This window comes from Burkholderia sp. AU28863 (genome assembly GCF_002223195.1).
Classification (GTDB): domain Bacteria; phylum Pseudomonadota; class Gammaproteobacteria; order Burkholderiales; family Burkholderiaceae; genus Burkholderia; species Burkholderia sola.
On sequence record NZ_NKFE01000004.1, the window covers coordinates 528,782 to 541,239 of the forward strand.

The 12,458-nt window shown below is 65.9% G+C and carries 12 protein-coding genes; all 12 read right to left on the reverse strand.

Annotated features, from left to right (window positions below; translation table 11 throughout):
- Window positions 1-19: 19 nt before the first annotated feature.
- A complete protein-coding gene (locus CFB81_RS13995; RefSeq protein ID WP_069619596.1) occupies window positions 20-1,807 on the reverse strand; it encodes an acyl-CoA dehydrogenase C-terminal domain-containing protein in 1,788 nt (595 codons plus the stop codon).
- A gap of 56 nt (window positions 1,808-1,863) precedes the next feature.
- Entirely contained in the window at window positions 1,864-2,463 is a 600-nt protein-coding gene (locus CFB81_RS14000) for a TetR/AcrR family transcriptional regulator (RefSeq protein WP_006477846.1), read from the reverse strand.
- A 200-nt stretch (window positions 2,464-2,663) separates the two neighbouring features.
- Window positions 2,664-3,938: a cardiolipin synthase ClsB gene (clsB, locus tag CFB81_RS14005; protein WP_069619595.1), complete on the reverse strand. Its 1,275-nt coding sequence runs from the start codon at window positions 3,936-3,938 to the stop codon at window positions 2,664-2,666.
- Window positions 3,935-4,429: a dihydroneopterin triphosphate diphosphatase gene (gene nudB / locus CFB81_RS14010; protein ID WP_069619594.1), complete on the reverse strand. Its 495-nt coding sequence runs from the start codon at window positions 4,427-4,429 to the stop codon at window positions 3,935-3,937. Before nudB ends, clsB begins: the two co-directional genes overlap by 4 nt.
- A 159-nt stretch (window positions 4,430-4,588) precedes the next feature.
- The gene (aspS, locus tag CFB81_RS14015) at window positions 4,589-6,391 is read right to left on the reverse strand and encodes an aspartate--tRNA ligase (protein WP_006477843.1); all 1,803 of its coding nucleotides are present in this window, start codon (window positions 6,389-6,391) and stop codon (window positions 4,589-4,591) included.
- A gap of 67 nt (window positions 6,392-6,458) precedes the next feature.
- Window positions 6,459-7,109 (reverse strand): DUF502 domain-containing protein, encoded by a 651-nt coding sequence (locus CFB81_RS14020; protein WP_006477842.1) that lies wholly within the window; start codon window positions 7,107-7,109, stop codon window positions 6,459-6,461.
- Window positions 7,110-7,170: 61 nt separating this feature from the next.
- Window positions 7,171-7,524, reverse strand: a complete 354-nt coding sequence (locus CFB81_RS14025) for an FmdB family zinc ribbon protein (protein ID WP_089435617.1) — start codon at window positions 7,522-7,524, stop codon at window positions 7,171-7,173.
- A 96-nt stretch (window positions 7,525-7,620) separates the two neighbouring features.
- Complete coding sequence (locus CFB81_RS14030; RefSeq protein WP_089435618.1) at window positions 7,621-8,247, reverse strand: SAM-dependent methyltransferase; 627 nt, start codon at window positions 8,245-8,247, stop codon at window positions 7,621-7,623.
- Window positions 8,248-8,264: 17 nt separating this feature from the next.
- Window positions 8,265-9,842 (reverse strand): ubiquinone biosynthesis regulatory protein kinase UbiB, encoded by a 1,578-nt coding sequence (gene ubiB / locus CFB81_RS14035; protein ID WP_089435619.1) that lies wholly within the window; start codon window positions 9,840-9,842, stop codon window positions 8,265-8,267.
- Window positions 9,843-9,854: 12 nt separating this feature from the next.
- Complete coding sequence (locus tag CFB81_RS14040) at window positions 9,855-10,481, reverse strand: SCP2 domain-containing protein (protein ID WP_006487883.1); 627 nt, start codon at window positions 10,479-10,481, stop codon at window positions 9,855-9,857.
- Window positions 10,482-10,644: 163 nt separating this feature from the next.
- Window positions 10,645-11,679 carry a Tim44 domain-containing protein gene (locus tag CFB81_RS14045; RefSeq protein ID WP_069619591.1) on the reverse strand — a complete coding sequence of 345 codons (1,035 nt, stop codon included), beginning with the start codon at window positions 11,677-11,679 and terminating at the stop codon, window positions 10,645-10,647.
- Window positions 11,680-11,720: 41 nt separating this feature from the next.
- Window positions 11,721-12,452 (reverse strand): bifunctional demethylmenaquinone methyltransferase/2-methoxy-6-polyprenyl-1,4-benzoquinol methylase UbiE, encoded by a 732-nt coding sequence (gene ubiE / locus CFB81_RS14050; protein ID WP_006477837.1) that lies wholly within the window; start codon window positions 12,450-12,452, stop codon window positions 11,721-11,723.
- Window positions 12,453-12,458 lie beyond the last annotated feature (6 nt).

Here is a 12,458-nt window from a genome sequence, read left to right on the forward strand (position 1 = left end):
CGCACCGCCCGGACTCGCGTCAGAACAGCGATTCGTCGACTTCCATCAGCGTCTTCGAACCGGCGCGCGCGGCGCGGATCGTCGATGCCGTTTCGGGCAGCAGACGCGCGAAGTAGAAGCGGGCGGTGGCGAGCTTCGACTTGTAGAAAGGATCGCCCGACGCTTCCTTGTCGAGTGCGAGGCGCGCCATGCGCGCCCAGAAGTACGAGAACACCAGATGGCCGACGGTGCGCAGGTACGGCACGGCGGCAGCGCCGACTTCGTCCGGGTTCTGCATTGCCTTCATGCCGATTTCCATCGTCAGCTTCTGCACCTTTTCACCGATGTCGGCGAGCGGGTTGATGAACTCGGCCATTTCGGGCTTCACGCCTTCGGCTTCCGCGAATTCGGTCACGAGCTTGCCGAACTTCTTCAGCTTCGCGCCCATGTCGCCGAGCACCTTGCGGCCCAGCAGGTCCAGCGACTGGATCGAGTTCGTGCCTTCGTAGATCATGTTGATCCGTGCGTCGCGCACGTACTGCTCCATGCCCCACTCGGAGATGAAGCCGTGGCCGCCGTAGATCTGCATCGCGTGGTTCGTGCACTCGAACGCGTTGTCGGTCAGGAACGCCTTGATGATCGGCGTGAGCAGCGCGACGAGGTCGGCCGCTTCCTTGCGCACGGCTTCGTCGGCGTGCGACAGTTCCTTGTCGATCTGCAGCGCGGACCAGTACGTGAATGCACGCGCGCCTTCCGCGTAAGCCTTCTGCGTGAGCAGCATGCGGCGCACGTCCGGGTGCACGATGATCGGGTCGGCCGGCTTGTCCGGTGCCTTCGGGCCCGTCAGCGAGCGCATCTGCAGGCGCTCCTTCGCGTACGTCAGCGAGTTCTGGTACGCGACTTCCGTGAGGCCGAGGCCCTGCATGCCGACGCCGAGGCGCGCGGCATTCATCATCACGAACATCGCGTTCAAGCCCTTGTTCGGCTCGCCGACCATCCAGCCCTTCGCGCCGTCGAGGTTCATCACGCACGTCGAGTTGCCGTGGATGCCCATCTTGTGCTCGATCGAGCCGCACTTGATCCCGTTGCGCTCGCCCGGCTCGCCCGACGCGTCCGGAATGAACTTCGGCACGATGAACAGCGAGATCCCCTTCGTGCCCTGCGGCGCGTCCGGCAGGCGCGCGAGCACGAGGTGGACGATGTTCTTCGACATGTCGTGCTCACCGCTCGAGATGAAGATCTTCGTGCCGCTGATCGAGTACGAGCCGTCGCCGTTCGGTTCGGCCTTGGTGCGCAGGATGCCGAGGTCGGTGCCGCAGTGCGGCTCGGTCAGGCACATCGTGCCCGTCCATTCGCCCGACACGAGCTTCGGCAGGTATTGCTGCTGCAGTTCCGGCGCGCCGTGCGCGTGCAGGCATTCATACGCGCCGTGCGACAGGCCCGGATACATCGTCCATGCCTGGTTCGCCGAGTTCAGCATTTCGTAGAGCGCGTTGTTCACGAACGCGGGCAGGCCCTGGCCGCCGTAGTCCGGATCGCAGCCGAGCGCCGGCCAGCCGGCCTCGACGTACTGCTGGTAGGCTTCCTTGAAGCCGGTCGGTGTCTTCACGACGCCGTCGCCTTCATACGTGCAGCCTTCGCGGTCACCGACCTGGTTCAGCGGGAACAGTACCTCGGAGCAGAACTTGCCCGCTTCCTCGAGGACCTGGTTGATCGTGTCGGCGTCGAGGTCCGCATGCTTGGGCATTTGCTTGACTTCGGCTTCGACGTTCAGAAGCTCGTGCAACACGAATTGCATGTCGCGCAGCGGCGCGGCGTACTGTCCCATGACTCTCTCCAAAGGTGGGCAACGGCTCGAGCTCGTGGCGGGCGGGTCACGCGCCGCTAACGGCTCTCGCTCTGATACGAAACAATCGTCTTTTCCAGCGCGGCCCACGTAAGGCGCACGGCGTCCGGCGAATGCAGGAAGCGTGCGTCGTGATGCAGGCCGAGCGTGAAGCTGTACAGCTCGAAGAGCATCAGTTCCGGATCCGTATCCGCGCGCAGATGCCCTTCTTCCATCGCCTGCGAAATGGCGCGCAGCAACGCGGCACGCCAGGCGGTCACGCTCGCGATCAACTGCTCGCGCACGGGGCTGTCCGGCCGGTCGTCGTACTCCACTGCGCCGCTGATGTAGATGCACCCGGTCGTCACCTCCTGGATGCGCTTCTCGATCCAGCGCGCCAGCATCGCCCGAAGACGCGGCAGACCGCGCGACTCGCGCAGGCTCGGAAAGAACACCTCGTTTTCGAAACGATGGTGGTACTCGCGGACGACCTCGACCTGCAGGTCTTCGCGCGATCCGAAGTGCGCGAACACGCCGCTCTTGCTCATCTGCATGCGCTCGGCCAGCAGGCCGATCGTCAGCCCCTCCAGCCCGTCACGGCTGGCGAGGTCCAAAGCAGCTTCGAGTATCGCGGCACGCGTCTGTTCGCCTTTTCGCATAGCTATTTCTGTAACCGTTCGGGGGTTCGAATAAAATCGAACGGCCGTACTATTATTGAGTGCGGCCGCTCGCGAAACAAGGAAATTATTAGAAACCGGTGTCTAACCGAGCCGCTATTTTGCGCGATTCCGGCGGGACCGGAGCGGCTTTTCCGCACGAACGTGCGGACAGATTTTTTAAAGCGAATACTTAGTCTGCGTCAGTCGTAACCGCCGACCGTCAGCGCCTTCATCACGAGGCGGTACGTGTTGTACGCAAGCCAGTTCAGCAGCCGCTCGACGCGCGGGCGCGCCGCGTAGTGCGCGGCGTCGATCTCCCGGCCTTCGGCGAACGCGGTGGCGATCGCGTCGCGCAACTGGTTCGTCACTGCATCGTAGCGCACCAGCACGACGTTCGCTTCATTGTTCAGCATCAGGCTCAGCGCGTCCAGATTCGACGAGCCGACCGTCGCCCAGTTGTCGTCGATCACGGCGACCTTGCCGTGCAGGATCGTCTTGTCATATTCGGCGACGCGCACGCCCGCGCGCAACAGCGAGTGATACAGGAACGGTACGGCCGTATCGAGCGCCGTGAACTCCTTGCGGCCGATCAGCACCTGCACGTCCACGCCGCGCCGTGCCGCCCCCGTCAGCGCGCGGCGGAGCTTGCGGCCCGGCATGAAATACGGATTCGCGAGCAGGATCCGCTGGCGCGCCTGGCCGATCGCCGCGAGATAGGCCTTCTCGATCGCGCGGCGGTTCACGACGTTGTCGCGCGCGACGAATGCAACGCTCGGCTCGGTCACGACCCGCAGCGCGCCGGCCTTGATCCATCGGTGGCTGCGCATCCAGCGCCGGAACATCTCCGGGAACGCTTCGCCGCCATGCAGCCCGGCCGCGTACTGCGCATACGGCTTGTGGCCGAACCGGATCCGGTGCCACTGCAGCTCGAACGCGGCGCGCACGTCGGACACCGCCGGTCCCGCCATCTCGACCGCGAAATCCCAGCGCGGGAACGGCAGCGTCGCGCTACCCTGCGTGTAGTCGTCGACGATGTTGATGCCGCCGCAGAACGCGACCGCGTGATCGATCACCGCGAGCTTGCGGTGCGTGCGCGAGAAGCCGAAGCGGCCGAACAGGAAGCGGTTGTAGATGCAGTGCTCGACGCCGGCCCCGGCCCATGTGTCGAACAGCGGCAGGCGGGCGGTGCCGATGCCGTCGGTGATCACGCGCACGCGCACGCCGCGCTGCGTCGCGCGGATCAGCGCGTCCGACACCGGGCGGCCGGCCGCATCGTCGCAGAAGATGTAGGTTTCGAGCATCACCTGCTCGCGCGCCGCATCGATCCGTTCGATCAGCGCCTGGAAGAATTCCGCGCCGGTTTCGCACAGCCGCACGGTATTGCCGGCCGTAAACGCGAGCCGCGACGCGGAGCCGCGCTCCTGCAGGAACATCTGCCGCAATTGCGCGAAGCGCTTGCGGGTCTCCGCATTCATGCGGACGAGCCGTGCGGCGCACGCGCGAGGGCCACGCGCGCGGGCAATTGCAGGATCGCCTCGGCATTCGATGGCGAGAAGCAGCGCGCGGCCGCCTCGCGGAACGGCAGCCAAGCATGGTCGACGTGCTCGCGCGGCGACAGCGTCACGTCGACGCGATGCGGCACGCACAGGCCGAACCAGTGCTCGACGTTGCGCGTGACGCCCGGCGCATAGCGGTGCAGGTATTGCGGATAGATCGTGTATTCGATCCGATGATGCCAGTCGACGAGCGCGGTGGCCGGCACGGCCGGCGTGCCGACCGCGATGCCGGTTTCCTCGGCCACCTCGCGCGCGGCGGTGAGCGCGAGCGGCTCGTCGAGCGCGTCCTTCGAGCCGGTGACCGATTGCCAGAAATCGGGCTGGTCGGCACGCTTGATCACGAGCACATCGAGATCGGGCGTGTAGATCACGACGAGAACGGATTCGGGGATTTTCGGCGGCTTCGTCATCTTTGTTTCATGCGGCGCAGGGCCGTGCGCGGGGCCTGTGCCCGAACGTGCGGCAAGTGCTGCGACTGTACCGCAAAAAATGAAAAAGGCGCATCGCTGCGCCTTTTTCATGGGCGTCGTGTGGGCGTGACCGCGCGCACACGACCTGCGAGAAGCGCGTTACGCCTTCGGCTGCTCCGGCTGACGCAGACGGATGTGCAGCTCGCGCAGCTGACGTTCGTCGACCGGGCTCGGCGCCTGCGTGAGCAGATCCTGCGCGCGCTGCGTCTTCGGGAACGCGATCACGTCGCGGATCGAATCGGCGCCGGCCATCATCGTGACGATGCGGTCGAGACCGAATGCGATACCGCCGTGCGGCGGCGCGCCGTACTGCAGCGCGTCCAGCAGGAAGCCGAACTTCAGTTGCGCCTCTTCCGCGCCGATCTTCAGCGCGCGGAACACCTTGCTCTGCACTTCCTCGCGGTGAATACGCACCGAGCCGCCGCCGATTTCCCAGCCGTTCAGCACCATGTCGTACGCCTTCGCGAGGCAGCGGCCCGGGTCGGTCTCGAGGTACTCGAGGTGCTCGTCCTTCGGGCTCGTGAACGGATGGTGCGCGGCGACGTAGCGCGCGTCTTCGTCGTCGTATTCGAACATCGGGAAGTCGACGACCCACAGCGGCTTCCAGCCGGCCTGGACGAGGCCGTTCGCCTTGCCGAATTCCGAATGGCCGATTTTCAGGCGCAGCGCGCCGAGGCTGTCGTTGACGACCTTCGCGCGATCGGCCGCGAAGAAGATGATGTCGCCGTCTTCAGCGCCGGTGCGCTCGAGGATCGCCGCGATCGATGCGTCGTGCAGGTTCTTGACGATCGGGCTTTGCAGGCCGTCGCGGCCCTTCGCCTTCTCGTTGACCTTGATCCATGCGAGGCCCTTCGCGCCGTAGATGCGCACGAATTCCGTGTAGCCGTCGATGTCGCCGCGCGACAGCTCGCCGCCCTTCGGCACGCGCAGCGCCGCGACCCGGCCGTCCTTCGCGTTGGCCGGCGTGCTGAACACCTTGAAGTCGACGTCCTTCATCGCGTCGGTCAGCTCGGTGAATTCGAGCTGCACGCGCAGGTCCGGCTTGTCCGAACCGAAACGCGCCATCGCTTCCGAGTACGGCATCACCGGGAATTTCGCGTCGAGTTCGACGTCGATCGTCGTCTTGAAGATGTGACGGATCATGTCTTCGAACAGGTCGCGGATTTCCTGCTCGCCGAGGAACGACGTTTCGCAGTCGATCTGCGTGAATTCCGGCTGACGGTCGGCGCGCAGATCCTCGTCGCGGAAGCACTTGGTGATCTGGTAGTAACGGTCGAAGTTTGCGACCATCAGCAGCTGCTTGAACAGCTGCGGCGACTGCGGCAGCGCGAAGAACTGGCCCGCGTTCACGCGCGACGGCACGAGGTAGTCGCGCGCGCCTTCCGGCGTGCTCTTCGTCAGCATCGGCGTTTCGATGTCGATGAAGCCCTGCTCGTCGAGATACTTGCGCGCCTCGATCGCGACGCGGTAGCGCAGGCGCAGGTTGTGCTGCATCTGCGGGCGGCGCAGGTCGAGCACGCGGTGCGTGAGGCGCGTCGTTTCCGACAGGTTGTCGTCGTCGAGCTGGAACGGCGGCGTGACCGACGCGTTCAGCACGTTCAATTCGTGGCACAGCACTTCGATCTTGCCGCTCTTCAGGCCGGCGTTGACCGTGCCTTCCGGACGGTTGCGCACGAGGCCCTTGATCTGCACGCAGAACTCGTTGCGCACGCCTTCGGCGGTCGCGAACATTTCCGCGCGATCCGGGTCGCACACCACCTGCACAAGGCCTTCACGATCGCGCAGGTCGATGAAGATCACACCGCCGTGATCGCGGCGGCGCTGCACCCAGCCGCACAGCGACACGGTTTGGCCCAGCAGGTGTTCGGTCACGAGACCGCAGTATTCAGTACGCATCGACATGATGTTTGCTTTCGTTCGGTTTGATCAACGGGCGCCGCAACGCGCGGCCCGGGCGATGATTCTTTACTTACAGCGGCGGCTCGACGGGACGGCGGGCGGGCGCCGGAGCCGGCGCCGAAGGCGCCACGACGCCCATCGAGACGATGTACTTGAGCGCAGCATCGACCGACATGTCGAGTTCGATGACTTCACTCTTCGGCAGCATCAGGAAGAAGCCCGACGTCGGGTTCGGCGTCGTGGGCACGTACACGCTCACGTACTCTTCCGTCAGATGGTTGACCACGTCGCCGCCGGGCGTGCCGGTCAGAAACGCGATCGTATACGAGCCGCGGCGCGGGTATTCGATCAGCAGCGCCTTGCGGAACGCATTGCCGCTGCTCGACAGCAGCGTGTCCGACACCTGCTTGACGCTCGTGTAGATCGGCCCGACGACCGGGATGTGACGCACGACCGCGTTCCACCACGTGACGAGCTTCTGGCCGATGAAGTTCTGCGTGGCCAGCCCGACGACGAAGATGAACGCGAGCGTCAGCACCGCGCCGATCCCCGGCAGATGGAAGCCGAGCATCCGCTCGGGCTGCCACGATTCGGGCAGCAGGAGCAGCGTCTGGTCCATCGTGCCGATGATGAGGCCGAGCACCCACAGCGTGATCGCGAGCGGGACGAGAACCAGCAAGCCGGTCAGGAACACCGTTTTCAGGGTCGTCTTTTTCATCATCTGCCGTCAATGAACCGCGCCGGAAGCGCGGGTTGGTCGCGACCCGGCCGGGCCGCGACGGTCAACTGCCGGCGGCGGGCGTCGCGGCCGGAGCCGGCGCGGCGCTCGTCGCCGTGGTGCTGCCCGAACTGCTCGCCGCAGCCGGCGCGGCCGCGGTGGGTGCGGCTTCCGTCGCGGGTGCCGCCGGCGCCGCGTCGCCCGACGCCGTCGCCGGTGCGCTGGCGCCGCCCGAGCCGCCGCGGAAATCGGTGACATACCACCCCGAGCCCTTCAGCTGGAAACCGGCGGCGGTCACCTGTTTGCGAAAAGCATCCTTCCCGCATTCAGGGCATTGCGACAGCGGCGCGTCGCTCATCTTCTGGAGCACGTCCTTCGCGAAACCGCACGCTTCGCATCGATAGGCGTAGATCGGCATGATATTTTTTCCCGCAGAAACTGGAAACGGCTTGCAAAACCTTGAATTATAGCCGAAACCCCGGCGCGCTCCGGCAACGGCCGCGACGCCCGCGCATCAGCGGCGACGCCACGTGAGCCAGCGCTCGTGCCCGTCGAACACGGCCAGCGAATCGGTCACGGGCAAATCCTCGACCAGCTCGAAGTGCGGCGCGAGCAGCGCGTCGAGTTCCGCCCGCTCGATCCCGAACGGCGGCCCCTTCGGCTTCGCCACCACGAAGAAATAGCCGGCCAGCAACCCGCCCGCGGGCAGCAGCTCGGCCATCCGCGCCGCATAGCCCGCACGCAGGCTCGGCGGCAACGCGCACAGGAACGCACGCTCGTACACCCACTGCACGTCGAACGGCGGCCGGTACGTGAAGAAATCGGCCTGCTCGACGACGTCCGCGTGCGCGCCGAGCTGCGCCTTCGCCGCGGCGACCGCCTGCGCGGCGAAATCGATCGCACGCACCGGCCAGCCGGCCTGCGCAAGCCAGCCGGCCTCCTGCGCACTGCCGCAGCCGGGAATCAGCACCGCACACGAATCGCGCCGCTGCGCGAATGCGCGAAACCCGTCCGGCACGCCGCCGAATTCCCACGGCGTCACGCCGCGTGCGAAACGCTCGTCCCAGAACGATGCGCTGCCGGGGTCGCGCGTCGCGAAATCGGCGGCGCCCGGCACGGACGGTTGTTTCGGTTCGGACATCGCGCGGCTCCTTTCGATCAAGCGCCGTACGCGAGCGCGAGCAGCACGCGCGCGACGAGCGCCCCGACGCCGACGGCCAGGCCGAAGATCAGCAACGCCTGCAGCAGCCGGTTCGTCCGTTTCTGCTCGACGAGGACCTGACGCATCAGCTCCTCGCTCGCGGCACGCGGCGCGTCGTGGCGCGCGGCCATCGCATGGTGGATGAGGCGCGGCAGTTGCGGCAGCGTCTTGCTCCACTGCGGCGCCTCGACCTTGAACCGCTCGTACCAGCCGCGCAGGCCGATCTGCTCGGTCATCCAGCGCTCGAGATACGGCTTCGCGGTCTTCCACAGGTCGAGTTCGGGATCGAGCGAACGGCCGAGCCCCTCGACGTTCAGCATCGTCTTCTGCAGCAGCACGAGTTGCGGCTGGATCTCGACATTGAAGCGGCGCGACGTCGAGAACAGACGCATCAGCACCTGGCCGAGCGAAATGTCCTTCAGCGCGCGATCGAAATACGGCTCGCACACCGCGCGGATCGCGCTTTCGAGTTCCTCGACGCGCGTCTCCGGCGGCACCCAGCCCGATTCGAGGTGCAGCGTCGCGACGCGGTGGTAGTCGCGCTTGAAGAACGCGAGGAAGTTCTGCGCGAGGTAGTTCTTGTCGAAATCGGACAGCGCGCCGACGATCCCGAAATCGAGCGCGATATATCGGCCGAACGTGTTCGGGTCGAGGCTCACCTGGATGTTGCCGGGGTGCATATCCGCATGGAAGAAACCGTCGCGGAACACCTGCGTGAAGAAGATCTCGACGCCTTCGCGCGCGAGCTTCTTGATGTCGACGTCGGCCGAGCGCAGCGTCTCGACCTGGCTGATCGGCACGCCGGTCATGCGCTCCATCACGAGCACCTGCGACGTCGAGAAATCCCAGAACATCTCGGGCACGAGCAGCAGGTCGAGGCCCGCGAAGTTGCGGCGCAGCTGGCTGCCGTTCGCGGCCTCGCGCATCAGGTCGAGCTCGTCGTGCAGGTACTTGTCGAATTCGGCGACGACCTCGCGCGGCTTCAGGCGCCGGCCGTCGGCCCACATGCGCTCGGTCCACGTCGCGATGTCGCGCATCAGCGCGAGGTCGGAATCGATCACCGGCAGCATGTTCGGCCGCAGCACCTTGACGGCGACCGCCTTGCCCGCGTGCACGCCCTGCTTCAGCTTCGCGAAATGCACCTGCGCGATCGATGCGCTCGCGATCGGCTCGCGCTCGAATTCGTCGAACAGTTCGTCGACCGGCGCGCCGAGCGACTTCTCGATGATCGCGATCGCGACGGCCGAATCGAACGGCGGCACCTGGTCCTGCAGCTTCGCGAGTTCGTTCGCGAAATCGACCGACAGCAGGTCGCGGCGCGTCGACAGCACCTGGCCGAACTTCACGAAGATCGGGCCGAGGCTTTCGAGCGCGTGGCGCAGCCGCACGGCGGGCGGATCGGAGTAGCGGCGGCCGATCGTCGTGATCCGCAGCAGCAGCTTCACGCGCCGGTCGTCGATCCGGGACAGCATCACTTCGTCGAGACCAAAGCGGATGACGGTGTAGACAATCTTGATGAAACGGAAAATGCGCATGCCCTGCGGCCCTCAGTGCGCGCCGCGCGGGCCGGAACCCGTGCGCGCGCCGATTTTTTGTTCGAGTCGCTCGACCCGCTTTTCGACCCGCGCGAGCGCATCGCGTGCGCGCGCCAGTTCGGCGTCGAAGCCGCCGAGCGACGCGCGCCGGACGACTTGCGGGTTCTCGTCGAGCCAGTATTCGGCGACGGAGTCGAGCACGTTGCGGCCGGTGCGGCGCGCGCGCGCGCCGGCGTCGCGCACGACCGTCGCGATCCGGTACGCCGCCGCGTCGCCGACCAGCTTCGCGAGATCTTCTTCCGGTTCCCAGCGCAGATGCTCGGCCAGCTTCGCGATCTGCGTCGCGAATTCCGCGTCGCCCTCGATCTTCACGTGCTTCATCACGGCCGCCTGGCCGCCCTGCAGGAACGCGGCGACCGTATCGCCGGCAAGCGCGATCGATACGTCGACCTGTTGCGCATCGTGCGCGTCGACAGCCGACAGATAGCCGTCGGGCTGCACCAGCAGCGTGAGCGTGACGGGAGGCACGTCGATCCGGGCAGTCTTGCCCGCGTAGGGAATCAGGCGGTCGCGCGCCCACGATTCGCGCGCGAGCAGGTGATTGACGGCAGCAGCAAAAGGCTTGGCGGCAAAGGTCATCGGGCTGGGAAAGAAAAACCCGCGCAGGCCGGGCGCCCACGCGGGTTTCTATTGTAACGTCGGATCGATGGCGGACCGTGCCTGACCGTACACGCGGGCGGCAAGCGGTCGCAGTGCGGCGGCCGTCGCCCGGGTGCCCGGCGGCACGGGCCGCCGGCCACGCTCAATGCGTGTTGATCTGCTGGATACCCGCGAGCAGCCAGCCCTGACTGCCCGACTTCGACAGGTTCCAGACCTCGTCGAACGGCGCAGCCGACGTATTCGCCGCTTCGCGGATCAGGCCGTGGAAGCGCACGCTCGCCGACTGCTCGATGCCGCGATCCTCGATCGCGACCAGTTCCGCGTCGAGCTGCACGACGTCGGTCTGGTTCGCGTCGTTGCCTCGGGAATCGAGGTCGATCTTGATCTCGGCGAACATTTCGGGCGTCGTGAACTCGCGGATGTCGGCCAGGTTGCCCTGATCCCACGCCGCCTGCAGGCGCACGAAGTAGACCTTCGCGCTGCGCAGGAACGCTTCGGTGTCGAAGCCGGCCGGCACCTGGAGCGGCGCAGCCGCCATCGCGCCTGCCGCGCCGGCGGCCGCCGCGCCGCCGCCGAACACGCCCTGCGCTTCGTTCGCATAGCTGCTGCCGCTGCCCGCGTAGTTACCGCCGGTGTTGCCCTGCTGGAACGACGGGCTTTGCGAATAGCCGCCCGAGGACGACGACGCGCCGCCGACCGAATACGCCGGCTCCTGCGGGCGACGGCGGTTCATGAACTTGCGGACCAGCCAGATGCCGACCATCGCGAGCAACGCGATCACGATGACGTTCGCCATCATGCTCGCGAAGGCGCCGCCGAGACCGAAGTGCGACAGCAGCGCCGCGATGCCGAGACCGGCCGCGAGACCGGCGATCGGCCCGAGCCAGCGCGAGCGGTTGGGCTGCGCGGCCGGCGTGGGCGCGGCCGGGTTCGTACGCTGCGCCTGCGACGGTGCGGCCTGCTGCATCGGCTGCTGCGCGGGCGGCGTGGCCTGGCGCTGCGTGACGGTGGAGCTCTGGCGGCCGATGCTGCGCCCGCCACCCATGCGCTTCGCTTCGGCGTCGAGCGATGCGAACGTGCCGGCCGTGAGCAGGCCGACCATCAGCAGCGTGCCGACCCGTCGAGCCCACGGCTTCGACGGCTTGCTACGGTTGAACAACGAACGCGATTCAGACATCAGCTTCTCCGAATGTAAGACGAATGTAGGGAAAGAACCCCTTAGTACTTGGTCCCTAGGTGTAAAGCTACCACGCCACCTGACAAATTGTAATATTTGACGGCATCGAGGCCCGCTTGTTCCATCATCGTCTTCAGCGTGTCCTGATCGGGGTGCATCCGGATAGATTCAGCAAGATACCGATAACTTTCAGCATCTTTCGCGAACTTGTCGCCAAGCCACGGTAATACTTTGAAAGAATACAGGTCGTACGCTTTTTTCAGCGGATCCCAGACTTTCGAGAATTCCAGCACCATCACGCGGCCGCCGGGCTTCGTCACGCGACGCATTTCGGCGAGCGCGGCATCCTTGTGCGTCATATTGCGCAACCCGAATGCGACCGTGACCACGTCGAAGTAGTTGTCCGGAAACGGGATTTTTTCGGCATCGCACAGCAGCGACGGCGTCACGACGCCCTTGTCGAGCAGGCGGTCACGGCCGACGCGCAGCATCGATTCGTTGATGTCGGTATGCCAGACCTCGCCCGTCGGCCCGGCCGCCTTCGCGAACGACTTGGTGAGGTCGCCGGTGCCGGCCGCGATGTCGAGCACCTTGAAGCCGGGACGCACGTTCGCCTGCGCGATCGTGAACGCCTTCCACGCGCGGTGCATGCCCGCCGACATCAGGTCGTTCATCAGATCGTAGTTGCTCGCGACCGAATGAAACACGCCCGCCACTTTCTTCGCTTTTTCGTTTTCCTCGACGCTTTCGAAGCCGAAGTGGGTTTTGCTCATCGCGTT